Annotated in this window: 18 protein-coding genes and 1 pseudogene; 16 read left to right on the top strand and 3 right to left on the bottom strand. The window is 72.1% G+C overall.

All coding sequences use genetic code 11. The annotated features are described in order from the left end of the window. Positions 1–52: 52 nt before the first annotated feature. The 3 genes from ACIO92_RS26435 to ACIO92_RS26425 are packed head-to-tail and all read left to right on the top strand — an operon-like array spanning position 53 to position 3457. Positions 53–1321 (top strand): MFS transporter, encoded by a 1269-nt coding sequence (locus tag ACIO92_RS26435; RefSeq protein ID WP_366443402.1) that lies wholly within the window; start codon positions 53–55, stop codon positions 1319–1321. A 32-nt stretch (positions 1322–1353) separates the two neighbouring features. After that, positions 1354–2415: a sulfotransferase gene (locus ACIO92_RS26430; RefSeq protein WP_366443401.1), complete on the top strand. Its 1062-nt coding sequence runs from the start codon at positions 1354–1356 to the stop codon at positions 2413–2415. Positions 2416–2464: 49 nt separating this feature from the next. Continuing rightward, the gene (locus tag ACIO92_RS26425; RefSeq protein ID WP_366443400.1) at positions 2465–3457 is read left to right on the top strand and encodes a quinone oxidoreductase; all 993 of its coding nucleotides are present in this window, start codon (positions 2465–2467) and stop codon (positions 3455–3457) included. A gap of 147 nt (positions 3458–3604) precedes the next feature. Here ACIO92_RS26425 and ACIO92_RS26420 read toward each other — a convergent pair whose 3' ends face one another. Further along, positions 3605–4474, bottom strand: a complete 870-nt coding sequence (locus tag ACIO92_RS26420; protein WP_366443399.1) for a D-alanyl-D-alanine carboxypeptidase — start codon at positions 4472–4474, stop codon at positions 3605–3607. Positions 4475–5063: 589 nt separating this feature from the next. Between ACIO92_RS26420 and ACIO92_RS26415 the strand changes: the two genes are divergently transcribed. The 4 genes and pseudogenes from ACIO92_RS26415 to ACIO92_RS26400 form a co-directional block, all read left to right on the top strand. Then, positions 5064–6221 (top strand): S1 family peptidase, encoded by a 1158-nt coding sequence (locus ACIO92_RS26415; RefSeq protein ID WP_402283058.1) that lies wholly within the window; start codon positions 5064–5066, stop codon positions 6219–6221. Between the two features lie 248 nt (positions 6222–6469). Further along, positions 6470–6901, top strand: coding sequence for a DUF5958 family protein (locus ACIO92_RS26410; RefSeq protein WP_401239492.1), 432 nt, complete (start codon positions 6470–6472; stop codon positions 6899–6901). Between the two features lie 587 nt (positions 6902–7488). Continuing rightward, positions 7489–8403 (top strand): phosphatidylinositol-specific phospholipase C, encoded by a 915-nt coding sequence (locus ACIO92_RS26405; protein WP_402283060.1) that lies wholly within the window; start codon positions 7489–7491, stop codon positions 8401–8403. Between the two features lie 66 nt (positions 8404–8469). Beyond that, positions 8470–8694: pseudogene (locus ACIO92_RS26400) on the top strand (IS5/IS1182 family transposase); the annotation flags it as partial. Positions 8695–8882: 188 nt separating this feature from the next. Here ACIO92_RS26400 and ACIO92_RS26395 read toward each other — a convergent pair. Further along, positions 8883–10154, bottom strand: a complete 1272-nt coding sequence (locus ACIO92_RS26395) for an MFS transporter (protein ID WP_401239486.1) — start codon at positions 10152–10154, stop codon at positions 8883–8885. Positions 10155–10289: 135 nt separating this feature from the next. Between ACIO92_RS26395 and ACIO92_RS26390 the strand changes: the two genes are divergently transcribed. Further along, positions 10290–10868 carry a CGNR zinc finger domain-containing protein gene (locus ACIO92_RS26390; RefSeq protein WP_402283062.1) on the top strand — a complete coding sequence of 193 codons (579 nt, stop codon included), beginning with the start codon at positions 10290–10292 and terminating at the stop codon, positions 10866–10868. Positions 10869–11619: 751 nt separating this feature from the next. Here ACIO92_RS26390 and ACIO92_RS26385 read toward each other — a convergent pair. After that, positions 11620–12030, bottom strand: coding sequence for a hypothetical protein (locus ACIO92_RS26385; protein ID WP_402283064.1), 411 nt, complete (start codon positions 12028–12030; stop codon positions 11620–11622). Between the two features lie 820 nt (positions 12031–12850). On the opposite strand from ACIO92_RS26385, the gene ACIO92_RS26380 reads away from it, so the two are divergent. From ACIO92_RS26380 to ACIO92_RS26345, 8 genes are all read left to right on the top strand, one after another. Further along, complete coding sequence (locus ACIO92_RS26380; protein ID WP_366443393.1) at positions 12851–14341, top strand: sugar transferase; 1491 nt, start codon at positions 12851–12853, stop codon at positions 14339–14341. A 71-nt stretch (positions 14342–14412) separates the two neighbouring features. Further along, entirely contained in the window at positions 14413–15729 is a 1317-nt protein-coding gene (locus ACIO92_RS26375) for a nucleotide sugar dehydrogenase (RefSeq protein ID WP_366443392.1), read from the top strand. Beyond that, positions 15719–16984 (top strand): glycosyltransferase family 4 protein, encoded by a 1266-nt coding sequence (locus ACIO92_RS26370; RefSeq protein ID WP_402283067.1) that lies wholly within the window; start codon positions 15719–15721, stop codon positions 16982–16984. Before ACIO92_RS26375 ends, ACIO92_RS26370 begins: the two co-directional genes overlap by 11 nt. Next, positions 16981–18369: a Wzz/FepE/Etk N-terminal domain-containing protein gene (locus ACIO92_RS26365; protein ID WP_366443390.1), complete on the top strand. Its 1389-nt coding sequence runs from the start codon at positions 16981–16983 to the stop codon at positions 18367–18369. The genes ACIO92_RS26370 and ACIO92_RS26365 overlap by 4 nt, the downstream gene beginning before the upstream one ends. Continuing rightward, a complete protein-coding gene (locus ACIO92_RS26360; RefSeq protein WP_366443389.1) occupies positions 18366–19886 on the top strand; it encodes a Wzz/FepE/Etk N-terminal domain-containing protein in 1521 nt (506 codons plus the stop codon). The genes ACIO92_RS26365 and ACIO92_RS26360 overlap by 4 nt, the downstream gene beginning before the upstream one ends. 3 nt (positions 19887–19889) lie before the next feature. Further along, the gene (gene asnB / locus ACIO92_RS26355) at positions 19890–21824 is read left to right on the top strand and encodes an asparagine synthase (glutamine-hydrolyzing) (protein WP_402059219.1); all 1935 of its coding nucleotides are present in this window, start codon (positions 19890–19892) and stop codon (positions 21822–21824) included. A gap of 16 nt (positions 21825–21840) precedes the next feature. Continuing rightward, a complete protein-coding gene (locus ACIO92_RS26350) occupies positions 21841–24024 on the top strand; it encodes a bi-domain-containing oxidoreductase (protein ID WP_366443387.1) in 2184 nt (727 codons plus the stop codon). Further along, entirely contained in the window at positions 24021–25967 is a 1947-nt protein-coding gene (locus tag ACIO92_RS26345) for an alginate lyase family protein (RefSeq protein WP_402059221.1), read from the top strand. Before ACIO92_RS26350 ends, ACIO92_RS26345 begins: the two co-directional genes overlap by 4 nt. The last annotated feature ends 76 nt before the right edge of the window (positions 25968–26043 follow it).

Below are 26043 nucleotides of genomic sequence, written 5' to 3'. Positions count from 1 at the left end.
CCATCTCCGTTTCCTCGTAGCAAACCATTCACGCACATGCTACCTTTCACGCATGAGTGAACGCTTACGTCAGGGTGATAGCACGGCTTCCGCCACGCCAGTGCCCCTGCGCCGTAACCGGCGTTTCCAAATTCTGTGGATCGGGGCGGCATCGGCCAACCTCGGCCTCGAAACCGTGGAGGTCGCCTATCCCCTGCTGATCATGTCCTTGACCGGGTCGCCCGCGCTGGCCGGCCTGTTCGGTTTCGCCCAGATCGGCACCGCCCTCCTCGTCGGACTGCCCGCCGGGGCGGTGGTCGACCGCTGGGACCGGCGCCGCATCCTGCTGATCTCCGAGGCGGTCCGGGCGCTCACTCTCGCGTTCATCGTCCTCACCCTGATGACCGACCGCGCGAACTTCGGTCTGCTGATCCTCGCAGCGATCGTCCTGGGCGCCGGTACGGCCTTCGGCGCACCGGCCCGGATGCTGCTGATCCGCGCCGTGGTGCCGGACCATCAGCTGACCGCCGCGCTCAGTCAGGACGAGGCCCGCAGCGGAGCCGCCGCCCTGGCCGGACCGCCGCTCGGCGGCGCGCTCTACCTGGTGTCGCGTACGTTCCCGTTCCTCGCCGCGATCATCGGCTTCGTGATCTCGTTCGTCTGCGCCCTGCTGGTCCGCGTACCGAAGACGACGCCGCCCGACGAACCGGTGGAGCGGGAGAGGAAGAGCGCGCTGGGGCCGCTGACCACCGCCTTCTCCGGGGTGGTCGAACTCCTCGGCGACCGGCTGCTGCGGTCCGCGCTGCTCCTGATCAGCATCTTCTACTTCAGCATCACCGCCGCGATCCTGATGGTGATGGTGACCCTGCGCGACCAGCACCACTCCCCCGGCACCATCGGTCTGGCCCTGTCCGGCACCGCCGTCGGGATGCTCGTCGGCTCGGCGCTGGTGCCGAGGCTCAACCGGCTGCTCAGCCCCGGCGCGCTGCTGATCTCCGCGTCCACGCTGACCACGGCGGCGGTGGCCCTCCTCGCGGTCCCGCTCGGACCGGTCTGGGTCTTCGCCATGCTGACCCTGGCGGCCCTCGGACTGCCCGCGCTGAAGATCCTCGTCGACATCATGATCTTCCGGCAGACCCCGGACCACCGACGGGGCCGGGCCATCGCCGCGACCATCACCCTCATCGGGGCGGGCTCCCCGCTCGGCTCCCTGGTCGGCGGGGTGTCCCTGCAGTTCCTCGGAGTCACCGGCGCGATCGTGCTGATCGCGGGCGCCCAGGCCGTGATCACCGTGGCCGGACTCGCGAACCGGCACGTCAGGTCCGCCCGCTGGCCCGTATGAGAACCCGCCTCCTCACGAAAGCGAACTCCGCCATGCTCAAGCAGCCCATCTTCGTCGTCGGCCATCCCCGCTCCGGCACCAGCCTGGTCCGGGGCCTGATCGAACGCAGCGAGCACGTCTGGAGCATCGGCCGAGAGGGCAAGCCGATATGGGAACGCGGCGGCCTCCACCCCAGCCGGCGCGGCTGGGACTCCAACGCCCTCGACGCCTCCGACGCGACCCCCGAGGTGGCGGCCCGGCTCGACGCCGACCTGCTCGCCGCCGCGCGCAGGCCCGGTGCGGAGTGGTCCGTCGACGACAAGCTCGACCACCTCGAATTCATCAGCGCCCAGGGCCTCCAGCCGTACTACTACGACGTACCGCTCAAGGCCCTCAGGGAACGTTTCCCCGGCGACCTGCCCGAAGGACCGCCCACCACCCGGGACGGCGGCGAACTCGACGAGATCACCCCGTTCTGCTTCCCGCCGCGCGGACCGCGCCCCACCCCGGAGGATCTGGCGGGCGGAATCCGGCTGGTGGAGAAGAGCATCCAGTCCTGCTTCCGCGTCCCCTTCCTCCAGGCCCTCTACCCCGACGCCACCTTCGTGTTCGTCGTCCGCGATCCGCGCACCAGCATCGGCTCCCTCATGGACGCCTGGCTCAACCCGAGGATGTTCTTCTCCTACCCGGTGCCCGTACCGCTGCGCATCCAGGGCTACTCGGACGTGTTCCCGTGGGGCAAGCAGTGGTGGAACCTGAGCCTGCCGCCCGGCTGGCGGGACTGGGTCGGACTGCGCCTGGCCGAGGTCTGCGCGCACAACTGGCAGACCCACAACCGGGCCGTCCTGGACGCCGCCCGCGCCCTCGCCCCCACCGGCAACTCCGTACTCGTGCGCTACGAGGACGTCCAGGCCGACCCGGTGGCCACGATGGAGGCCGTGGCCGAGGCGGTGAAGCTGCCCTTCACCGATGCCTGGGGCCGCCGTGACCTCCCCGTCGTGATGACCCAGACCGCTCCCGACCCGGACAAGTGGCGCCGTCACGAGCACGAGATCCGCCAGGTCCTGCCGATCGTCCGCGACCTCGCCGAGGAGGCCGGTTATGACCGGCTCTGAACCCCTGGGCATCCGTCCGGCGCCGGACGGCCGCCGTACGCTCCCCACCATGAGAGCCATTCAGGTCAGCCGGTCCGGTGCGCCGGACGTACTCGAACTCGTCGAACTGCCGCGCCCCGTACCGCGCGCGGGCGAGGCGCTCGTACGGCTCACCGCCGCCGGGGTCAACTACATCGACGTCTACCTCCGCTCCGGCCTCTACGCCAAGGAACTGCCGTACGTGCCCGGACAGGAGGGCGCCGGTACCGTCGTCGAGCTCGGGCCCGGTGTCCGCGAGGTCGCCGTCGGGGACGTGGTCGCCTGGGCGAACCTGCCGGGCGCCTACGCGGAGTACGCGGTGGTACGGGCCGACCGGCTGGTGCCCGTACCGGAGGGACTCGCCGCCGAACAGGCGGCGGCGGCCCTGCTCCAGGGCATGACCGCCCACTACCTGTCCGCCGACACCTGCCCGGTCCGGCCCGGCGACACCGTCGTCGTGCACGCGGCGGCGGGCGGCGTCGGCATGTTGCTCACCCAGTTCGTACGGCTGCGCGGCGGGACGGTGATCGGCACCGCGTCGACCCCGGCCAAGGCGGAGGCCGCGCGGTCCGTCGGCGCGGCCGAGGTCGTCGACCACACACCGGGGGCCCTGCTCGCGGCGGTACGGCGGCACACCGGCGGTCTCGGCGCCGCGGCGGTGTTCGACGGCATCGGCGGTCCGACGTTCGACGAGAGCCTGGCCGCGCTGCGCCCGCGCGGGGTCCTGGCGGTCTACGGGCAGTCCGGCGGCGCGGTGCCGCCGATCGACCTCCAGCGTCTCAACACCGCCGGATCGGTGTACGTCACCCGGCCGAACCTGGAGCACCACGTCCAGGACCGGGCCGAACTGCTCCGGCGGGGAACGGACGTGCTCGGACTGGTGCGCGACGGGCACCTGCGGGTCCGGATCGGGCAGCGGTACGCGCTCTCCGACGCGGCGGACGCCCACGCGGCCCTCGAAGCCCGCACCACGACCGGCAAGACGGTGCTCACCTGCTCCCCGGCGCCCGGGGGCTCGGGCTGAACGGGACGGGCCCGCGCACCGGCCGGGGACTCCAACGGCTCAGGCCGCTCAGGCGGGCGGGATGCCCCGGCCGCCTCCCGTCGAACGGGAGGCGGCCGGGAGCCGCGACCGGCACGGTCAGCCGTGCGTGGGTGCCGGTCGCGTCTGCTACTTCGTGAAGCCGTAGTCCAGCAGCTTCTTCACGTCAGCCGTGCGGTTCGTCTCGTTCGGCGCACCGAGCACCGCGCCGATGACGGTCTTGTTGCCACGGGTGGCCGCGAAGACGAGGCAGTACTTGGCCTGCGGACCCGAACCGGTCTTCACACCGATCGCGCCGCTGTACGTGCTCAGGAGCTTGTTGGTGTTGCTCCACGCCATGTACCGGTAGCCACCGCTCTTGGTGATCACCTTCTGGCTCGTGGACTTCGTCTTCACGATCGTGCGGAACGTGGAGTTCTTCATCGCACTGCTCGCGATCTTCGTCAGGTCGCGCGGGGTCGAGTAGTTCGACCCGTTGCTGATCCCGTCGAAGGAGTCGAAGCGCGTGTTCGTCAGGCCCATCCTCCTGGCCTCGTCGTTCATCTTGCCGATGAACGACTTGATCCGGGCCCCCCGCGTGGTGCCGGTGCCGAACTTGTCGGCCAGCGCGTAGGCGGCGTCGCACCCCGACGGCAGCATGAGGCCGTAGAGGAGCTGACGGACCGTCACCTTGTCCCCGACGATGAGCCGGGCCGAGGAGGCCCCCTTGGCGACGATGTAGTCGCTGTAGGCCTTGTCGATCGTGACCGTGGCGTCGAGGTTCAGGCCCCGCTGGGCCAGCACCACCTTCGCCGTCATGATCTTCGTGGTGGAGCCGGTCGACCGGCGGGTGTCCGCCGCCTTGCCGAACAGCGTCGTGCCCGTCCCGTTGTTCATCACGAAGCCGCCGGGGGCCGTGATGGACGGGGCGGGCCGCGTCGCGGCGTGCGCCTGACCGGCGAAGAGACCGCCGGCCAGGACGGCGGAGGTCGTGACCGTGATGGTCACGGCACGGCGCACGCGCGGTGTCGTAGATATCAAAATGCTCTGCCCTTGGTAGAAGTCGTCGTCACACGAGGCCCGTACGGACCTCGCGCACACAAGACGCACGAGGGACCCGAAGAGATGTACGGCGGAGACGTGATCTAGCTCGCATTCCGGCGGAGCCCTCCTCCCCTTCCCGACCACCCGGCTCTCGGCCGCACCCGGGGCCGGGGGACGGGCGCCCCGCCCGCGGCGGCGGGCCAGGAACCCCACCCGGCGAATCCCCCCAAAACGCACCGACTCCCCTGTGGATCGGCAGAGTTGGTGAAGTCCCGCCCGGGATCGCGCCGCGCTCCGGAGTTCCGGAACCCCTCTTCGGCTCGTCCGGCACCCAAGCCGCGCGGGCACCCCGTACGCCTTCGCGACGAATACGCCGCCCGTCGGCGGGCCGCCGGACGACCGGCCGCCCGCCGGGCCGCCCCGGGGTGGGCGGTGCCGGAGACACGAGGCCGACGAGCACTGTCGCGTTTTGGTATGGCCCTGCCAAATCAATGCCGCTAGCGTACGCCCCACCGCACCCTGAGAGCGCTCTCAAGCGTTCGACTCCCCCACACCAGGAGGCTTCGTGAAACGCACCACCCCCCTGGGCTCCGCCATCGCGGCCCTGTTGCTGACGCTCGGTCTCGGCGCCGCCCACGTCGGGGCCGCGAACGCCGCCCCGCTCCCCGAGCCGCCCCCGTCCGCCGCCCCGGCGGCCTCGGCCGGGCTGCTCGACGCCCTCCGGCAGGACTTCGGCCTGACCTCGGGGCAGGCCGAGGACCGGCTGCGCGCCGAGAAGGCGGCGACGGGCCTCGAGAAGACCGCCCGGCAGACGGCGGGCGGCGCGTACGGAGGCTCGTGGTTCGACCCCTCCTCGGGACGGCTCGTCGTCGCCCTCACCGACCGCGCCGAGGAGGCCGGGATACGGGCGCTCGGGGCCGACACCCGGGTGGTCCGCCACAGCGCCGCCGTCCTCGACCGGGCCAAGACCCGCCTCGACGCGCTCTCCGCACCGAAGGGCGTGGCCGGCTGGCACGTCGACCCGAAGGCGAACAGCGTCGTCGTCACGGTCGTACGGGCCGAGCGGGACGCCCCCGCCGTGCGCGCCTTCGTCGACGAGGCGCGGGCGAACGGGCCCGTCACCGTCGCCGAGGCGGCCACCGCGCCCCGTACCTACGCGGCGGGGACCGTCGGCGGCGACCCGTACTACACCGGCAACGTGCGCTGTTCGATCGGCTTCTCCGTGCACGGCGGGTTCGTGACGGCCGGTCACTGCGGCCGGGCCGGGGCGTCGGTGCGCGGCTGGGACGGCTCCGCCATGGGCACCTTCCAGGGCTCCTCGTTCCCCGGCGACGACTACGCGTACGTGAGCGTCCACAGCGGCTGGTGGACCGTGCCCGTCGTCCTCGGCTGGGGCGCCATCCCGGACCGGCTGGTGCGCGGCTCCGCCGAGGCGCCCGTGGGCACGTCGATCTGCCGCTCGGGCTCCACCACGAAGTGGCACTGCGGCACCGTCCTCGCCAAGAACGAGACGGTCAACTACAGCCAGGGCGCCGTGCACCAGATGACGAAGACCAGCGTCTGCGCGGAGGGCGGCGACTCCGGCGGCGCGTTCATCAGCGGCGACCAGGCCCAGGGCGTCACCTCCGGCGGCTGGGGCAACTGCTCCTCCGGCGGCGAGACCTGGTTCCAGCCCGTGAACGAGATCCTCGGCCGCTACGGCCTCACGCTGCACACCGCCTGATCGGGAGCCGGTGCGCGGCCGTTCCCGGCGGCCGCGCACCGGGGCTCCCGCGCGACGGTGCCGGGCGGCGGTGTTCCCTCGCCGCCCGTGAACCCGCACCCGGCCGTTCCCGAACCGTCGTAGGGCGGTGAGGCCCGCCGTACCCGGACCGTGGCACGCGCGGTCGCCCGGGGAGGGGAGCGGACGCGGGCGCGGTAGTGGCCTTCGGCGGCCCGTCCCGAAGTGCGGCAGCGTGGGACGATCAAGAGATGACCGGAACGAGTGGTGAGGACGACCGCGCCGTCCGGCGGGAGGCCGAGCGGGTCGTCAACGAGATGGCTCAGGGGCACCGCACGCTGGACGACGGGACGAGCTGGTTCTCCGGCCTCTCTCCGGCGGGTAGGCAGGAGGTGCTGCGGGAGGTCGGCGGCTACGCGATGCAGGCGCACATCACCGCCGCGGACGGCCGCGTCGGCGTGGCGCGCTCCGGGGTGAAGCCGACGGCCAACCCCTCGGTGATGATCTGCTTGGACCCGCCCCGCACCGGGTTCGCCGATCTCCCCGCCGACGAGCACGTGAAGGCGTTCCGTGTACTCGTCGCCGTGTTCGCCGTCGCCGACGCCCGACGGAGGGAGACCTCCTGCAAGGGCACCTGCGGACACGCATGGCACCACCTGTCGACGGCAGCCGACCAGCCGTAGCAGCGCTGAGGTTCGGCATCGGACCGTTCCTCCGGCGAAGGAGTTTCCCCACGACGGTGCTCGTGACGCCGGAGGTGCTCTCCGAGCACCTCCACGACGGTGACGCCGCCGCCGACGGACTCGTACCGTCAGCTCCCCGGTTGTCCTGCTGGTGAGAGGTCTCGGTGTCCGGCCGCCCGGCCGGAGGGTACGGGCCGGGTCCGGCCGCCGTGGTTGCCGTGTCAACCGGCTCGGGAACACTTCGGGTGCTGGTGGAGGAGAGGCCGGGTTCGGGCGGAGCCGGTGACCGCGGGGAGGGGGTGAGGTCGCTGAAACGGTCGACGGTGGTGCGCAGTTCGACCGGTTCGGCACACCGCAGCCCGGCACCCCCATTTACCCGGAATATCGCGGCATCCCCGGTCCCGTAATTTCAGAACTGAGAAGATCCGGTTCCGAATCGCCCGGGACAGGGGCAGACCGGAAAGAATGTGGATCCATGCCCGACGGACATCAGATCGACATGTTCTCCGGATCAGGACACGTCTCTTCGGCGATGACCGTACGCTCCCAGCAAACACGGTGATTCTCCTGCGAACTGGAGTGTGCGGATGCGCCCTACCCGTCGTGACGTTCTGAAGTGGGGAGCCGGTGCCGGGGGCCTCGCCACCGCCGCGGTGCTCGGCATCCCGAGTACGGCCACTGCCGCGAGCTGGTCCCACCGGTCCTGGATGGGCTCGCTCTCCAGCGGCCTGTCCCTCACCAGCCTGACGATCCCCGGTACCCACAACACCTGCTCCACCAGTGGGATACCCGCCGCCAAGTGTCAGGACTGGGACCTGCTGACGCAGCTCGACAACGGCATCCGGTTCCTCGACATCCGTCTGAACGGCCTGGCGGGGACCAGGAACGAGATGGGTCTCTACCACAGCGACATCTACATGAAGAAGCGTTACCAGGACGTTCTCAACGACTGCGACCACTTCCTCCGCGGCAATCCGGGTGAAGTGATCGTCATGCGGATCAAGAACGAGTACGCGGGCGGCAACAAACTCGACTCGGAGGAATTCAAGCGCCGCTTCAACTGGTACCTGGACGACCCGTCCATGGGCTTCCGTCCGCTCTTCTGGACCAACCCGTCGTGGCCCGCTCTGGGACAGGCCCGCGGAAAGGTCGTGCTCCTCACCGACTTCACCCATGACTGGACCACCCTCAAGTGGAGCGACCACTGCGACATCCAGGACCAGTACAACGTCCCGGACGAAGCGAAGAAGAGGGCGATCGTCGCGCAGTTCGACGCGGCCTTCCACGACCAGAGCACGTCCAGGATGTTCATCAACTTCACCAGCACCGCCAAGGGCCCCATCCCCGATCCCTCCATCGGGGCCAAGAAGATCTTCCCGAGCGTCTACGAGTACCTGGACCCCAGGAGGAATCAGCGAGCCCGCTTCGGCATCGTGCCGATGGACTTCCCCAACTACCGCACCGACATCCTGGACCTCCTGATCAACAAGAACTTCGTCTAGAGCGTGGTCCCTTCGACGGGATGGCCGGTTGATCGGAGGTATCTGTCCGGTCAGTGATCACTGATCCAGACCACTCACAAGCGGCTGATCACCTGGGCCGTCGACGGCGCCTGGGCACGGGCTTCGCAGCCGTGCCGACGGCTGCGGACGCCAACGACGAAACCGACTGGACCGTGGGGCCGACTCCACAGTCGTGCGGGCGCACCAGTACGCCGCCGGAGCCCTGAACGCGGGGGCGGCCGGCCGGGGCGAGCCCGACGAACACGCCCTTGACGGTCTCGTGGCGGGCTCGTTTTCGGTCCAGTGCCGTGGCGCCGGGGTCACCCGTCCGGTCAGGAGATCCGGGACGGTCGTCGGCGTCAACGGGGCCCTCTCCCGGAGGGGCCGGGGTATGTCTCCGGACCTTTCGGGGCCCGTATCGCCTCGGGGCACGTCTGCCCCGCGCGTCGGGCGGGGAACGCGTCGGAAGAGGCGCGTTCCTAGCGGGATTCCAGGGCCGACCGGGTGACGTTCCTGAGGAACAGCACCGGTGTCGCCGCTGCGGCCACCGCGAACGCCCCGAAGGCGATCCGCATTCCGCCCAGTTCGGCCAGCAGGCCCACCAGAGCGGCGCCCAGCGGCATGGCGCCGAAGCTGAAGAGCCGAGCCGCCGCGTCGTAGCGGCCGAGCATCTCGTCGGGGACCTTGCTCTGGGCGACGGTGCGGGAGTTGACCGTCCAGAGCGTGCCGCCCATGCCGCCGAGGAACGCACCGCCCGCCACTGCCCAGATGTTGGTGGTCAGGGCGGGCAGCGCCACCATCGCGGCGGTGCCGATCAGGTCGGCGAACATCGCCCGGCGAGCACCGAGCAGCCGGTTCACCCAGGTCACAACCATCGTGCCGGCCAGCCCACCGACGCCGAGGGCGCTGAGCACGATGCCGTACTGCTGCGGTCCGAGTTCCATGGCCTGCTTGGCGTAGAGCGGCATGAGTGCCAGCCAGGCACCCCAGACGGCGGCGAGCACCGCGACGACCAGCGACAGTGTGCGCAGCACCTCGTCCCGCCAGAGGAAGCGCAGCCCCTCGGCGATCCGGCTGTTGACCGGGACGGGAGCCGCGTCCGGGGCGGGAGGGTCGGCCCGGAAGCGGCCCACCAGCAGGAGCAGGGCCAGGGCGGCGACCGCGTAGGAGGCGCTTATCAGCCCCAGCGCGAGACCCGTCCCGGCCGCCAGCAGCAGCCCGCCGATGAAAGGCCCGGCGAATTCCTGCCCCACGGTCTCGGCCCCCACCATCCAGACGTTGGCGCGCTGCCGACCCGCTGGCGGCACCGCGGCCGGGACCAGAGCGGAGGCGGATGTCGAGGCCAGTACGTCGGCGACGCCGAGGATCACTCCGGCGGCGAAGAGCTGGCCGAGCGTGAGGCCACCGGTCACGGCCGAGACGGTGAGCCACCCCATCGCAGGCAGCCGCATCCCATTCGCGCCCCAGAGCAGCCGCCGCCGGTCGAAGCGGTCGACGATCACGCCGATGTGCAGGGCGACAAGCAGCCAGGGCAGCGTGAGGGTCAACGAGACGGCGGTGACCTGGGCGGGAGAGTCGGTGAGCTGGGCGGCGAGCAGCGGGAGGGCCATCTTCATCACGCCGTCGGCGAGGTTGGTCGCGGCGGTGAAGCCGACCAGGACAGCGGTGTTGCGGCGACCGGGGTCCGGTGGGGCGCAGGGCCCCGGCGTCGACGCGCCGAGGCTCTCGTCGGTCCGTGTTCGTTCAGGCATCGCTGTAACCATGACCATCCTATAACTGTCTAACGCTTTAGCTGGTGAGATCACTTTGACGTACACCCCATCGTCACGCAACCAGCAAAACGTTTAGGCGGTAGAATGGTGGAAACCTGTAGGAGGTGACCCGCGATGCTGGAGCCACCGGCCTCGGCCGTCCTGGTGGAGGCGTTCGCCAACACGGTCGACGTGGAAGAGGCACACGACGAGATCGCCACCCCGGCCGGACTGGCCGACTGGCTGAAGGACCGCGGCCTGCTCGCGTCGCCCGGCGAGATCTCCACCGAAGCGCACCAGAACTACGTGACCTTTCGCGCGGGCATCCGCGAGGAGTTGGGCGCCCATGTCGGCGACACCCCCGACGCGGAACTGCTCGCGGCGGCGGACCGGGTGCTGGCCGCACACCCCGTGCTGGTCACAGCGCGTGGCGCACTGACCCCCGCAGCGGAGCTACCGGCGGAGCGTCGGCCGCTGGCCGCGCTGGCGATCGCGTGGAGCGAGCTCGTCACGACCGGGGACGCCGCCCGGCTCAAGCGCTGCGCGGAACACACCTGCGGTTGGGCCTTCTGGGACGTGTCGAAGAACCGCAGCCGCCGCTGGTGCTCGATGAAGGTGTGCGGGAACCGCAACAAGAGCCGGTCCTACGCGTCCCGGCAACGGCAGACGATCGAGCCGCCGGTCGACCGCGACCCTGGGCAGCAGGGCATGTGACGCACATTCGGGCGTACCGGGCCGACTTCGCGCTTTCACGCGAACGCCGCCCCGTCCTGACCAGCACGTCGCCCCAGCGGGCCGCGGACGGCCCGACGGCTGGGCAGGGATGAACGGCGCACCGGCCGGGCGCGTTGCGGTGGGATGCCTTCCGACCAGGCTCGATCCGGCCCCGCACCACATCGGTGATCACTGACCGGATGGACCGTCCGACAGCTGGCAGGCTCATCGGAGAGACACGCTCCGGGCGACCACACGGGCCAGGGCTCAGGCGCGTGCGCCACGGTCGCGCCGACCGAACGGAGCCGGGCTCCCTCAAGGAACCCTGCCTCTCCCCCGGAGCCCCACGCGACGGCGGAACTCACCAGGTCACGAATCCGGTGCAGCCAGGAGCGAGCCAGGACCTTCCAGGTCAGGGGCTCGCACGCCATCGCTGCTCCCCAAGCCGGTCGAAGGGCTCGGACGGGCCCGGCGACCTCTGGCGCCACCGGCGGAGCGACGGCCGACCGGTCCGGCACGGCCGGGCCGTCAAGACCGTCCGGGCGCCGAGGAGTTCTCCGTCGAACGCGGTACGGGCCGCCTGCGGTACGTCTCCGGACACCGTCCGGCGTCGACGGGAGACCGCACCTCGAACCGGGACTCCGCCGAGCCCGTGGGCGGACCCTGTCGGCGGGTGCCGTACGTCCACAGACTGAGCCTGCCCGGCGGCCGACCGTAGCCGGGGCCGCGCGCCCGTCCACGGGAGGCGCGGTCATTCCCGTACCCCGGAGTCCGGCGGGAGCGTGGCGGCGGCCGGGCAGGCCTTCACCGCGCACACGTCACAGCCCGGGTCGCTCCGGGTGAGGCGGTCCGGCACACGGGGCGGTACGGGGGCGCCCCGGCTTCCCTCGTACTGGAGGAGCTGCGGGGCCGGGCCGTCGTCCGCGCCCGCCCGCGTGGACGCCGTGTGCTCGTGGACGTCCTCGCCCAGGAGACTCAGCGCCTGGGCGGGAGTGCCGTGCCTGAGCCGGTCGCGGCGCTCTCCGAGGGGACAGAACGCCCCGGACACGTACCGGGCCCCGGTCGGTCCGCCGGTGTGGGAGAGGATCCGGCCGCCCGGCCCCAGGGTGCCCTCGTGGCGGCCCGGCCGCGGCCCGGCCAGGCGCCCGAGGCCCAGGGGCACACCCGGTTCCGGGGGTTCCGTCGCCGTCGGCCCCGGCGCGCGGAGCGTCCGCCGTCGACCGGTACGGGCGAAGCCGCCGGGCGCGCGGGTCTTCCCGGCGCCGACGGGCCCGGCCCTCGGGCGGCGGGGAGCCGTCCGGGACGCCGTGGGCACCCGCGCCCGGTTCCGGATAGGGGTGGACGCGTCGGACAGGTGGCTCAGACACATCCACTCAACACAGGCCAACCTGTGGTGGCGCGATACCTCGCCACCACACCCGCCTACGGTCCGCAGAAACGTCGTCACCACAGGTCACGGGGCATACGGCCGTCCCCGAGTGATCATCGGGCGGCAGGGCGGTGGTGGATCAACCTTCAAAGGTTGACCACGAATTCCACTCATCCACCCTCCAGACGGGCCTCGATGGTCTAGATTGACCGTGCTTCAGATGATCGGACACGAGGCGACAAAAGATGATCTACAGGCCCAGCGTCTCGGAATACCAGCGGCAACGCCCCTTGCGTCACACATAGGGGCGATCAATTCCCGGAGACCGGGTGAGGTCCCGGGTGCGGGGAGCACCCGGGGTTCCGACGGAATCCGGTACACCTCCTTTATCCGGCGGCCTTACGAGTGCGCCGCCGGGCCGGGGTGTCCATGACGCACCGCAGGAATCAGCACGTCATGCGCGGAGGCCGATGACCTCCCGCGGAGGAACGGCGCGGCACGGGGGGCGGGGGCCTCCCGAGGGGAGGATCGTGCGGGAGGCGGGGGCCTCCGTGGGGGGAGAAGAACCGTGTGGAGCCACCACGTCGAATCCACTGGAACCCTGGGGGGGTCCGTGCAGCAGGGGGAGTTAGTCAGCCCGTTTCCATCGGCGCGCGGACCGCTGGAGAACGGGCCGATCAACCGGGCGGTCAGACAGCCCGCGAGCGACTGGGAGCAGCGGTACCGCCGTGCGGTGATCCTCAGCGACACAGCGGCGACCGCCTTCGTCGTGGCGGCCATAGGGAACTTCTTCGGGGCCCGGGACGCGGCCAACTGGCACGAGAAGTGGGGAATTCTCGCATTCGGCACCGAACTGCTGGTGCTGGGCGCGCTCGCGGTCACGAGATCGTGGGCTCCGGCCGTTCTCGGCCAGGGCGCCGAGGAATTCCGTCGTCTCGGGCGCTCACTGTTCACGGCGACCGTCGTACTGTCGCTCGGGGGAATAGCCCTCACCTCACGGAATATCAAACTGTGGATCTTCGTGGCGATTCCCGCGATCGCACTCGTCACCATGACCGAGCGGTATCTCCTCCGTCTCTGGCTGCACAAACAGCGGAAAGAGGGCAGGTGCCTGCGGCCGGTGCTCGCGGCCGGGAGCCTGGCCACCGTGCGGGACCTGATATCCCGGACCCGTAAGTTCCCGCACCTCGGCTGGCGGGTCGAGGCGGTGTGCACCGCGGGCAGCCCCTCGCTCGAAGGCGACCAACTGGACGGGGTGCCGGTCGTCGGCCGGCTGGGCGATGTCGCGGGGCACGTCCGGCGCGACGGCTACCGGGTCGTCGCGGTCACCCCGGACCCGCACTGGTCGCCGGACCGGCTCCAGCGGCTGGCCTGGAACCTGGAGGGCAGCGACGCCGAGATGGTCGTGGCGCCGGTGCTCATGGAGGTGGCCGGGCCCCGGCTGCACGTCGACGCGGTGCTCGGGATACCGCTGCTGCGGGTCAGTATGCCGGCCTTCACCGGGGGCCACCGGGCGGTCAAGGAGGTCGTCGACCGGCTGGGCGCGGCGGTCCTGCTGATGCTGTTCTCGCCGCTGATGCTGCTCGTCGGGCTGCTCGTCCTGGCGGACAGCCGGGGCGGGGCGGTCTACCGCCAGCGCAGGGTCGGCAAGGACGGGCGCGAGTTCACCATCCTGAAGTTCCGCACCATGGTCTCCGGAGCCGACCGGGCGCGGGCCGCGCTGGCGGACCGCAACGAGGGCGCGGGCCTGCTGTTCAAGCTCCGCAGGGATCCGCGGGTGACCCGGGTGGGGGCGGTGCTGCGCCGGTACTCGATAGACGAACTCCCGCAGCTGTTCAACGTGCTCACGGGGTCGATGTCGCTGGTCGGTCCCCGGCCCCCGCTGCCGGAGGAGTCCGCCGCGTACGCCCCGGACATCCGGCGGCGGCTGCTGGTGAAACCCGGGCTCACCGGTCTGTGGCAGATCAGCGGACGCAGCGACCTGCCGTGGGAGGAGGCGGTGCGGCTGGACCTGCGGTACGTGGAGGACTGGTCGCTCGCCCTGGACGCGGTGATCCTCTGGAAGACGCTGCGGGCGGTGTTCTACGGGCAGGGAGCTTATTGACGCACGGGGGCGTCGTCAGGCAGTGCGCGAACGGCGGGCCACGAGGGCCTGCCCTGGGGGAGGAACGGAACATGAGGGTCAGCGTCTTCGGGCTCGGCTATGTGGGTTGTGTGTCGGCCGCGTGCCTGGCCAGCCTCGGGCACGAGGTCATCGGAGTGGACGTCAGCCAGGTGAAGGTCGACCTGGTCAACGACGGCAAGGCGCCGGTCGTGGAGGAACGGATCGGCGAGCTGATCGCCGAGGTCGTGGAGGCGGGGGCGTTACGCGCCACCGCGGACGTCCACGAGGCGATAGCGAACAGCGAGGTGTCCCTGATCTGCGTGGGCACGCCGTCGGAACCCAACGGCAGTCTGTGCACCACCTATCTGGAGCGGGTCACCGAGGAGATCGGTGCCGCCGTGGCCGAGCGCGGCGGGCGGCAGACCGTCGTGTTCCGCAGCACCATGCTTCCGGGCACCTGTCTGAACCTGCTCGTGCCGATCCTGGAGAAGTACGTCGGCGGCACCGCGGGGGTCGACTTCGGGGTCGCGGTCAACCCGGAGTTCCTCCGCGAGGGCACCAGCGTGCGGGACTTCTTCGACCCGCCCAAGACGGTGATCGGCGAACTCGACGCGGCGAGCGGCGACACGGTGGCGGCGCTGTACGAGGGGCTGCCCGGCGAGGTGTTCCGGGTCCCGGTCCCGACGGCCGAGGCGATCAAGTACGCGGACAACGCCTTCCACGGCCTCAAGATCGGCTTCGCCAACGAGCTGGGCGCGGTGTGCCAGGCGCTCGGGGTGGACTCGCACCAGGTGATGGACGTCTTCCTGGCGGACCGCAAACTGAACATCAGCGCCGCCTATCTGCGGCCCGGCTTCGCCTTCGGCGGGTCCTGCCTGCCCAAGGACCTGCGCAGCCTGGTCCACGCGGCCCAGCGGGCCGACGTCTCGGTGCCCATCCTCGCCCATGTGCTGCCCTCCAACTCCGACCACCTGCAGCGCGCGGTCGAACTGGTCGAGCGCACCGGGAAACGGCGGGTGGGGATGTTCGGCCTGTCCTTCAAACCCGGCACCGACGACCTCCGCGAGAGCCCGCTCGTCGAGCTGGCCGAGCGGCTCTTCGGCAAGGGGTACGACCTGCGGATCTACGATCCCAACGTCAACCTGTCCCGGCTGCTCGGCGCGAACCGCGAGTACATCGAGACCCGGCTGCCGCATCTGGCGCAACTGCTCGCGGAATCCGTCGACGAGGTCCTCGACCACGCCGAGGTGTGCCTGATCGGGACCAGTGACCCGGCCGTGCACGCGGCGCTCCCCCACGGCGACGGTCCGGTGATCGTCGATCTCGTCCGCCTTCCCGACGCCGAGGCGCGCCGGGCCGAACCGGGGTACATGGGCCTTGCCTGGTGACACGACCGGCGGCGACGGGCAGGCCCGTCGCGCGCTGATCCTGGTGGAGAACCTGTCGGTGCCGTTCGACCGGCGGGTGTGGCAGGAGTGCACGACGCTCCGTGACGCCGGGTGGGAGGTGCACGTCATCTGCCCCCGGGGGGAGAAACGGGACACGGAACCGGAGGCGGTGATCGACGGCGTACGGATCCACCGCTATCCGCTGCGCGCGGCCACCGGAGGACCGGCCGGTTATCTGCGGGAGTACGGCTCCGCGCTGTGGCACACGCTCCGGCTGGCCCGCCGGGTCGGCCCGGTCGACGTGGTCCACGCCTGCAATCCGCCGGACCTGCTGTTCCTGCCCGCGCTGTGGCTGAAGCGGCACGGGGCACGGTTCGTCTTCGACCAGCACGACCTGGTGCCCGAGCTGTACCTCTCCCGGTTCGACCGGGGCGAGGACCTGCTCTACCGCGCCGTGTGCGCCCTCGAACGGCGGACGTACCGGGCGGCGGACATCGTGCTCGCCACGAACGAGAGCTACCGGGACGTCGCGCTGCGCCGTGGGGGGCGGCGGCCGGAGGACGTGTTCGTGGTGCGCAGCGCGCCCGACATCGAGCGCTTCCATCCGGTGCCGCCCGAGCCCGAGCTGAAGAACGGCAAGCCCCATCTGCTGTGCTACCTCGGTGTGATGGGCCCCCAGGACGGGGTCGACTACGCGCTGCGGGCCCTGGCGAAGCTGCGCGACGAGGTCGGAAGGACCGACTGGCACGCGGTGTTCGTCGGCGGCGGGGACGCCTTCGACGCGATGGTGGAGCTGTCCCGGCGGCTGGGGCTCACGGAGCACGTGCGGTTCACCGGGCGCGTACCGGACGCCGATCTCGTGCGGTACCTGTCCACGGCGGACGTGTGCCTCTCCCCCGATCCGCGCAATCCGCTCAACGACGTGTCGACCATGAACAAGGTCCTGGAGTACATGGTGATGGGCCGGCCGATCGTCTCGTTCGACCTCCGCGAGGCCCGGGTGTCCGCCGGTGAGGCCGCCGTCTACGCCGCCGACGACGACGAGGGCGAGTTCGCGCGGCTCGTCTCGCGGCTGCTGGACGATCCGGAGGAGCGGGCCCGGATGGGCAAGATCGGCCAGGAGCGGATCAGTGGTCCGCTGGCCTGGCGCAACTCCCAGCGCGCGCTGCTCGCCGCTTACGCCGCCGCCTGCCGCGACCAGGTCCCGGTCTCGGCGGGCGGCCCGGTACGAAAGGGAAAAAGGCACCGCCGTTGAGCGACGACACGATACGCCTGGTCACCATCGGGCGGATTATCCGTCGGCGCCGACGGTTCCTCATCACCCTCGCCGTGGTCGGCGCGCTCGTCGGCTACGGCACCTCCTGGCTGCTCCCGCCCCGGTACACGACCTCGGCGTCGGTGCTGCTGCCGGGAGCCTGGGAAGAGCGCGAACTGATGACCCAGGCGCAGATCGCCGTCAGTTCGGTGGTGCTCGACCGCACGGCCACCGCCCTCGCGCTGCCCGGGGTCGACGGCGAGGAGCTGCGCGACCGGGTGGGCGCCGGAGTCGCCGACGGCAACATCATCAAGATCTCCGGCACGGCGGACACCCCGGAGGGCGCCCAGCGGCTCTCCGACCAGGCGGCCCAGCAGTTCGTCACGTACGCCGCCCAGGTCGTGGGCGCCGACACCGACCCCGAGGCCGCCTCGCGCCCCGAGGCGCTGCGGAAGCTGGTGGAGCGGACCAGCCGCCGCATCACGGAACTGGCCGACGGCGCCGGGGAGGGGCGGTCGGTGGAGAGCGTGCAGACCCGTACGGAGCTGGCGAAGCTCCGTACGGCACTCCAGGAGGCCGTGGACAAGCTGAACCGGGCCGACCAGCCCGCCGCCAAGGCCAACATGGTCGTCATGGGACCGTCGACCCGGCCGACCGGGGAGGCGCCGCCGACGAAGACGCAACTGGTCGCCGTCGGCGCCGTCCTGTTCTTCCTGCTCGCGGTCCTCGGCCATCTCGCCACCGCGCGGATGGGCCGCCGTCTGCGCACCGAGCCGGAGATCGCCGCGGCGCTCGGCGCGCCGAGCCTCGGCACCGTCGAGGTGCCCGGTGAGCGGCGGGCGGACCGGGCGAAGGGCGCCGGTCCCGGGGCCCTCGCGCGTCGGCTCCTCGGCATCGACGTCCGGTGGGACCTGCCCACCCCCCTGACCGGTGACGAGGCCAGCGGCCGGATCCGCTACCGGCGGGTGGGCGCCCGTCTCCGCGAGCAGGTCCCGGCCCCGCTGCGGCTCCTGGTCGTCGTCCCGGAGGGTGACGAGCCCGCGCGCAGGGCCGCCGGGGAGCTCGCCGCCGAGACCGCGGCCGATCCCGCCCCGGGCGGCGGACACCCGGCGCCCCGGGTCGTGGAGGTGTCGGTGTCCCAGCCGATGGTGCGGGACCGCGACGACGAGTCGGGGGCGCTGGTGGTGCTCAGCGCGGGCAGTTGGACGGCCGGGGAGCTCTCGGGCATCGGCGAGGCCTGCGCGGACGCCGGGCACGACGTCGTGGGCGTCGTCGTCGCCTGCACGGTCCGGGCCGCTTCGGCACGGTCCGCCGACCGCTCCCGGAAGAAGGGCGCCGCCCCGGCGTCCTCGGGCGCCGGGCGGCCCACGGGAGGTGCCGAGTGACGACGCCCCCGGCCCCGGAGCCCACGGCCGCCACCCCGCTCCTCGACCTCCAGAGCCTGGTGGTGGCGGTACGGAGGCGGCGACGCCTCTGGTCCGCCGTGGCGCTGCTCGGGCTGCTCGCCGGAGCGGCCCTCGCGGTCCTGCTGCCGCCGCCGCCCACCGCGACGACCAAGGTGCTGGTCGCCCACCAGGAGGACCAGCCGAACGACCCCGGAACGCTCATCCGTACCGATGTCGCCCTGCTGCACACCACGCGCATCGCCGGTGCGGCCCTGCGGTCCCTCGGGTCCAGCGAGGAACCGGAGGACTTCATGCGGGACTACGAGGGCGCCGGGCTGACCAACAACGTCCTGCAGATCACGGTGACGGGCGCGACCGACGCGGAGGCGGTGGCCCGGACGCGGGCGCTGGCCGACGCGTTCGTCGCGGACCACGTACGACGCATACGGGAGGTCTCGGACGCCGAGGCCAAGGCCTTCCTGAACCAGCGCGACCGGCTGCGCAAGGACCTCGCCCAGGTCAACAAGGCGATCGGCGAAGGACCGGCGACGAGCGGGACGAAGGCGTCGGCGGACATGGAGTCGCTCTTCGCCCGCCGGGCCGAACTCAGCTCCCAGATAGCCGACTTCGCCCAGCGGGCGGCCAGTGCGGGGATCGGCACGCCCCGGCTCGTCGCCGGGACGCAGATCGTGGACGCGCCGCGCGTGGTGCGGCACTCCCTGCCCAGGACCGCCGCCACCAACGCGGCGGTCGGACTCGCCCTGGGACTCGCGCTCGGGCTCGCGGTGGTCTCGGTCGGCGCGGTGGTGGCGGACCGCCCCGTGTTGCGCCGGGACGTCGCCGCGCACCTCGGCGCCTCGGTCATCGCCGAACTCCCCCGGCGGGCACCCCGGTTGTGGGGGCGCCGACGGGACCGGGAGGCGCGGGAACGGCTCACCTCGTCCCTGGCGCGCACCCTGCGCCGCGCCACCGGACCGGTGTCGCTCCTCGAACTGGGCTGCGCGGGCGCCACGGGCACGATCGCCCTGGACCTCGCCGGGGCCCTGGGGACGGAGGGACCCGTGGTCGTCGTCGACGCCCTGCCCCGCCGACGGCTCGCCGACCGGCGGGCAAGGCCGGGCGGCCCGACCGTGGTCAGGGACGAGAGCGCCCCGGCGGGACCGGGACAGGAACTCCGGATCGGGGTGGGCACGGTGGCGCCCGGCACCGCGTGGACCGACCTCCAGCACCTCGGTGCGCGGACGGTCCTCGTCGTACGGGCGGGGCACGGCAGTGCCGCCTGGCTGCACACCGTGGCACGGCAGCTCGCGGACCAGCACATCCCGGTGATCGGTGTGGTGCTGATCGACCCCGATCCGCGCGACCGCACGGACGGCACGCTGTGGGACGGTCCCGGCGCCGCGCCGCGCGGCCGACGGGGCGGAACGGCGGGACAGAACGGCACGGGACGGCATCGGACGGAACGGCTGCCGATGTGGGCGGCAAGGGTCCCGGACAGCGACCAGGAGGCGCGCTAGCACATGTGTGGCATCGCAGGGACTTACCGATGGCCGGACGGGAAGGCCGTGACCGACCGGCTCACCGACATCATCGCCCACCGAGGGCCGGACGGGGCGGGCCGGTACGGCCATCCCGTGGGCGACGGCGAGGTGCAGCTCGGTCATCGCCGACTGGCCATCGTCGACCTGTCGGAGACCGGCGCCCAGCCGATGGTCTCGGACGGCCTCGTCCTGACGTACAACGGCGAGCTGTACAACGCGCCGGAGCTGCGCGCCGAGCTGACGGCCGCCGGGGTGCGCTTCCGCGGCACCTCCGACACCGAGGTGCTCCTGGAGGCCTGGCGGCGCTGGGGCACGGACTGTCTGCCCCGGCTGCGCGGCATGTTCGCGTTCGGGATCTTCGACGAGCGCACCGGGGAGCTGGTGCTCGCCCGCGACCAGCTCGGCGTCAAACCGCTGTTCCTGCTCCGGCGCGGCGGAGGTCTGGTGTTCGCCTCCGAGCTGAAGGCGCTGGCCGCCGCCACCGGCGGTTCGCTGGAGGTGGACCACGCGGCCCTGGTGGCCTCGCTGCTCTACTACTGGGTGCCGGACACCCGGTGCGCGTACCGCGAGGCGGAGAAGCTGCCGCCGGGGACCTGGCTGCGGTGCCGTCCGGACGGCCGGGTGGAGCGGGGCCGGTTCTGGAACCTCCGGGAGGTCGCCGCCGAGGGCCGGGAGCGGGCCCTCTCGGGGGACGTGCCGGACATCGCCGCCGTCGTCGAGGAGTCGACCCGGCGTCATCTGCTCTCCGACGTCCCCGTGGCGACCTTCCTCTCCGGCGGCCTCGACTCCAGCTATCTGACCGCGCTCGCCTCCCGTGAGCTGCCCGGCATCTCCGCCTACACGATCGGGTTCCGCGCCGAGGACGCCAAGTTCGAGGCGATGCCCGACGACCTGCGCTACGCCCGCCAGGTGGCCGGGCGGTTCGGCGTCGACCTGCACGAGATCGAGATCGCCCCGGACGTGCTCGACCTGCTGCCGCAGATGACGCGGACCCTGGACGAACCGATCGGCGACCCGGCCGCGATCAACACCTTCCTGATCTGCTCGGCCGCCCGGGAGGCGGGGGTCAAGGTGATGCTCTCGGGGATGGGCGCCGACGAACTGTTCGCCGGGTACCGCAAGCACCTGGCGAATCTGATCGCGCTGCGCTACCAGCGGGTGCCCCGGCCGGTGCGGCGCGGTCTGTCCGCGGCGGTGGACCGGCTGCCGGTGGCCACGGCCCGCCGGGGGTACCGGTCGGTGCGGTTCGCCAAGCGGTTCCTGTCCTTCGCCGATCTGCCGGAGGAGACCGCGTTCCGCCGCAGCTACACCATGTACGACCGGGGCGAGCTGCTGGACCTGGTCGATCCGGACCTGGCCGGGACGGTCGACGACGTGCTGACCGAGCACGCGGACGTCTACCGGGACAACGACCTCGACGACTTCGTCAACCGCATGTGCCTGGGCGACACCCGGATGTTCCTGCCGGGTCTCAACCTCACGTACACGGACCGGTCGAGCATGGCCGCCTCGACCGAGGTGCGGGTGCCGTACGTGGACGTCGAGGTGGTCAGGGCGGCGTTCGCCGTGCCCGGCGACCGGAAGATCGTCGGCCGGCAGGGCAAGGCCGTCCTCAAGGAGGCGGCCACCTCGATCCTGCCCCGGGAGATCGTGTACCGGCCCAAGGGCCTGTTCAGCGCCCCGCTGCGGGCCTGGATGAGCCGGGACCTGGCGCCGCTGGTGCGCGAGGTGGTGAACGACGGCGTCCTCGTCCGTTCCGGGTTCCTGCGCCGGGACGCGCTGGCGCGGATGGTCGCCGAGGACGCCGCCGGGCAGCGGGACTTCTCCAAACATCTGTGGCATGTGCTGACCCTCGAGTACTGGTACCGCGCCGCGACCTCCGGGTCCGGCGAGAACGCACGCCCGACGGCGTAGGAGCAAGGGGACTTCGGTGAAACAGGTCGTGCAGAACTACAAGAGCGGTGAGCTGACGGTGCTCGACGTGCCGGTGCCGGGGTGCAAGCCGGGCGGGGTACTGGTCCGTACCGCCTATTCGCTGATATCCACCGGGACCGAGCTGATGAAGGTGTCCGAGGCCGGGATGTCGATGCTGGGCAAGGCCCGCTCGCGCCCGGACCAGGTGGCCAAGGTCATGCAGAGCGTGGCCGTCAACGGAGTGCCCGCGACCTACCGCAAGGTGATGGGCAAGCTGGACTCGTACACGCCGCTGGGCTACTCGCTGTGCGGGGTGGTGGAGCAGGTCGGCCCCGGGGTCGACGATGTGAAGGTCGGCGACCTGGTGGCCTGCGCGGGGAACGAGCACGCGCTGCACGCCGAGCTGAACTGGGTGCCGAAGAACCTGTACGCCAGGGTGCCGGACGGGCTCGCGCCCCGGCACGCGGCCTTCGGCACGGTCGGGTCGATCGCGCTCCAGGGCGTCCGCCAGGGCGAACCGCGGCTCGGTGAGTCGGCGCTGGTCATCGGTCTGGGGCTCATCGGGCAGCTGGTGGTGCAGTTGCTCACCGCCTCGGGCGTCCGGGTCGTCGGGGTCGATCCCGATCCGGCGCGGTGCGAGCTGGCGGAGCGGCTCGGCGCCGTGGCCTGCGGCGATCCCTCGTCGGCGGCCGTCGAGGCAGCCGTCGCCGAGCTGACCGACGGTCACGGTGTGGACCAGGTGTATCTGGCGGCGGGCGGCGACAGCAACCAGCCGGTCGAGCTGGCGGCCCGGCTGTGCCGGGACCGGGGCCGGGTCGTGGACATCGGCAAATGCCGTCTGGACCTGCCGTGGAACGCGTACTACGAGAAGGAGCTGGACGTCCGGTTCTCCCGGAGCTACGGCCCCGGGCGGTACGACCCGGAGTACGAGCTGGAGGGGCGGGACTATCCGATCGGCTATGTCCGCTGGACCGAGCGCCGCAATCTGGCCTGCTTCCTCGACCTCCTCGGGCGGGGCAGCGTGGACGTGGAGCCGCTGGTCTCGCACATCGCCGCGTTCGACGACGCCGTCGACACCTACCGGCGGCTGAAGGACGGCGAGCTGAAGGCCGTGGCCGTGCTGTTCCGGTATCCGGAGGAGTCCCCGGCGCGGGAGGCGGCCCCGTCGGTGACCGTGCCCGTGGTGTCGCGCGGCGACCGGGCGCCCGTCCGGGCCCGGTCCGCCGGGAAGCCGGTGCGGCTCGCGTTCGTCGGCGCGGGGAACTACGCGACGTCGATGCTGCTTCCGCACCTGGCCGGGCGGGAGGGCGTCGAGCTGTCCACGGTCGTCACCACGACGGCGCTGTCCGGGGCCAACGCGCAGCGGAAGTTCGGCTTCGCCCGCGCGACCACCGATCTCGACGCCGTCCTGGGGGACGGGTCCGTCGACGCGGTGTTCGTGGTCACCCGGCACAGCTCGCACGCCGAGCTGACCCGCAAGGCGCTGCTCGCGGGCAAGACGGTGTTCGTGGAGAAGCCGCTGGCGCTCACCGGGGACGAACTGGCGGGGGTGCTCGCGGCGGTGGAGGAGTCCGGCAACGACCGGCTCCAGGTGGGCTTCAACCGCCGGTTCGCGCCGCTGCTCCAGGACGCCAGGAAGCAGTTCGGCGACCGTACCGGCCCGGCGAGCCTGCGCTACCTGGTCAACGCGGGCCGCCTCGAACACGGCAGCTGGTACCTCCGGCAGGGCAGCGAGGGCTCGCGGTTCGTCGGCGAGGGCGGGCACTTCATCGACACGGCGAGCTGGCTGCTCGGGGCCGATCCGGTCTCGGTGTACGCGATCACCACGCCCGGCAACGAGGACCTCCAGGTCGTGCTGGGCTACCCGGACGGGTCGACCGCCACCATCAGTTACGTCACCACCGGTGCCTCGGGCTTCCCCAAGGAGACGCTGGACCTCCTGGCGGACGGCAGGGTGCTGCGGCTCGACGACTTCGTGCGCGCCTCGGTGTACGGCCGCAAGCGGTGGGTCAGTTCGCGGCTGCCCAAGGCCCGGGACAAGGGCCAGTCCGCGGAGCTGGCCTCGTTCGTACGGGCCGTGCGGACCGGCGGGCCGATGCCGGTGCCGCTGGAGTCGCTGGTCGCCACGACGGCGGCGACCCTCGCCGTGGGGGCGAGCCTGGCCGGTGGCGCGCCGGTGACGCTGGCGGGGCCGCGATGACCATGAGCGCGGGCTGGTACCTGCGGCGGCTGTCCCGGATGGAACCGGGCGAGATCGGCGGCCGGGTGGGTGACGCGGTGCGCAGGCGGCGGTGGCGGTCGGCGCCGCCGGACTGCCCCCGGGTGACCGGTGGCCGCTTCACCTCGGTGCTGCCCGCCGGGGCGCTCGCCTCGGTGCCGCCGGACGCGGCGAAGCGGCTGGTCGCGGACGCGGACCGGCTGATGGCGGGGCACGGCGAGTTCTTCGGGGTGGAGCGCGACGACCTGGTCGCCCCGGACTGGTGGTACGACCCGAAGACCGGGCGCCGGGCGCCGTGGGGGTACGCCTTCGACGTGCCGTACCGGGACGAGGAGGTCGTCGGGGACATCAAGCAGATCTGGGAGCCGTCCCGGCACCAGTACCTCACCGTGCTCGCCGCCGCCTACGCGGTCACCGGGGACGAGCGGTACGCGGAGCGGGTGGCCGAGCACCTGCGGTCGTGGTGGGCGGGCAACGCGCCGCTGCGCGGGGTGCACTGGATCAGCGGTATCGAGCTGGGCATCCGGCTGCTGTCCTGGGTGTGGATCCGGCGGCTGCTCGACGGCTGGCCGGGCGCGGCCGGTCTCTTCGAGGACAACCCGGTGGCGGTGAACCAGATCTGGCACCACCAGCGGTGGCTGGCCGCCTTCCCCAGCAGGGGCTCGTCGGCGAACAACCATGTGATCGCCGAGGCGGCCGGGCAGCTCGCGGCGGCCTGCGCGTTCGGCTGGTTCCCCACCTCCAGGCGGTGGCGGGCCGACGCGCTGCGCTCGCTCAGCCGGCATCTGCGGAGCAACACCTTCCTCTCCGGTCTCAACCGTGAGCTGGCCTCCGAGTACCACGGTCTGGTGCTGGAGCTGGGTCTGGCGGCGGTGGCGGAGGCGGACGCCGTCGGGGTGCCGGTGCCGCCGACGGTGCGGCTGGTGCTGCTGCGGATGACCGACGCGCTCGCGGCCGTCGTGGACGACCGGCTGCGGCCGCCGCGCCAGGGGGACGCCGACGACGGTCACGGGCTGGTGGTGGACGGCGCGGGCACCGACCGGTGGGGGTCCCTGCTGGCCACCGGGGACGCCGTGTTCGGGCGGCTGGACTGGTGGCCGGTGGTGACCGGCACCGATGTGCGCACCCCGCTGCTGGCCTCGCTCGTACGGCCCACGGCTCCGGCCGTGACCCGTCCGGCGGAGCGCCCGGCCCACTTCGCCGACGCGGGCATGACCGTGCTGCGCGGTCCCGGGGGGATCTGGTGCCGTTGCGACGGCGGTCCGCACGGGTTCCTGTCGATCGCGGCGCACGCCCACGCGGACGCGCTGTCGGTGGAGGTGCGGCACGACGGGGTGGACGTGCTCGCCGACCCGGGGACGTTCTGCTACCACGGGCAGCCCGAGTGGCGGCGGTACTTCCGCTCGACCCTCGGTCACAACACGCTGGAGTGGGACGGCGCCGACCAGTCCGCTTCCGGCGGTCCGTTCCTGTGGACCCGGCAGGCCCGTACCCGGGTCCTGGTCGCGGACCCCGGCTCCGAGGGGGTGGCCCGGTGGTGCGCCGAGCACGACGGCTACCAGCCGGCCACGCACCGCCGCCGGGTGGAACTGACCCGCGCCGAGCGGGAGTTGCGGGTGGTCGACGAGATCCGCGGCGACCGGCCGGTGCGCCTGGCGTTCCATCTCGGTCCGGCGATCGGCGCGGACCTGTCGGGGAACCGGGCGGTGCTCACCTGGAGCCGGGACGGCGAGGACCGTTCGGCGGTGCTCGACCTCCCGGGCCAGTTGTCCTGGCGGGCGCACCGGGGCGAGACGGAGCCGCCGCTCGGCTGGTACTCCGCGGGCTTCGGGCGCAAGGAGCCCGCCACCACGCTGGTCGGTACCGGCACCGGTCTCGCGGAGGGCGCGGAGGGGTTCGTCACGGTGCTCACGTTCCACGACTAGCGCCCTCGCGCGGGTGAGGACGACACGGGAGGCCGGGCCCCGCGGGCCCGGTACGGATCGGCGGGACATGTTCCGG

It is taken from the genome of Streptomyces sp. NPDC087215, from assembly GCF_044744885.1.
GTDB lineage: Bacteria > Actinomycetota > Actinomycetes > Streptomycetales > Streptomycetaceae > Streptomyces.
Note: the sequence above shows the minus strand (reverse complement) of the source record. Positions and strands in the feature narration are given on the sequence as shown.

Bases quoted from the DNA above. Each gene is read 5' to 3' on its own strand.
- ACIO92_RS26435 (WP_366443402.1), top strand. From the start codon at position 53: ATGAGTGAACGCTTACGTCAGGGTGATAGCACGGCTTCCGCCACGCCA.
- ACIO92_RS26430 (WP_366443401.1), top strand. From the start codon at position 1,354: ATGCTCAAGCAGCCCATCTTCGTCGTCGGCCATCCCCGCTCCGGCACC.
- ACIO92_RS26425 (WP_366443400.1), top strand. From the start codon at position 2,465: ATGAGAGCCATTCAGGTCAGCCGGTCCGGTGCGCCGGACGTACTCGAA.
- ACIO92_RS26410 (WP_401239492.1), top strand. From the start codon at position 6,470: ATGACCGGAACGAGTGGTGAGGACGACCGCGCCGTCCGGCGGGAGGCC.
- ACIO92_RS26405 (WP_402283060.1), top strand. From the start codon at position 7,489: ATGCGCCCTACCCGTCGTGACGTTCTGAAGTGGGGAGCCGGTGCCGGG.
- ACIO92_RS26395 (WP_401239486.1), bottom strand. From the start codon at position 10,154: ATGCCTGAACGAACACGGACCGACGAGAGCCTCGGCGCGTCGACGCCG.
- ACIO92_RS26390 (WP_402283062.1), top strand. From the start codon at position 10,290: ATGCTGGAGCCACCGGCCTCGGCCGTCCTGGTGGAGGCGTTCGCCAAC.
- ACIO92_RS26375 (WP_366443392.1), top strand. From the start codon at position 14,413: ATGAGGGTCAGCGTCTTCGGGCTCGGCTATGTGGGTTGTGTGTCGGCC.
- asnB (WP_402059219.1), top strand. From the start codon at position 19,890: ATGTGTGGCATCGCAGGGACTTACCGATGGCCGGACGGGAAGGCCGTG.
- ACIO92_RS26345 (WP_402059221.1), top strand. From the start codon at position 24,021: ATGACCATGAGCGCGGGCTGGTACCTGCGGCGGCTGTCCCGGATGGAA.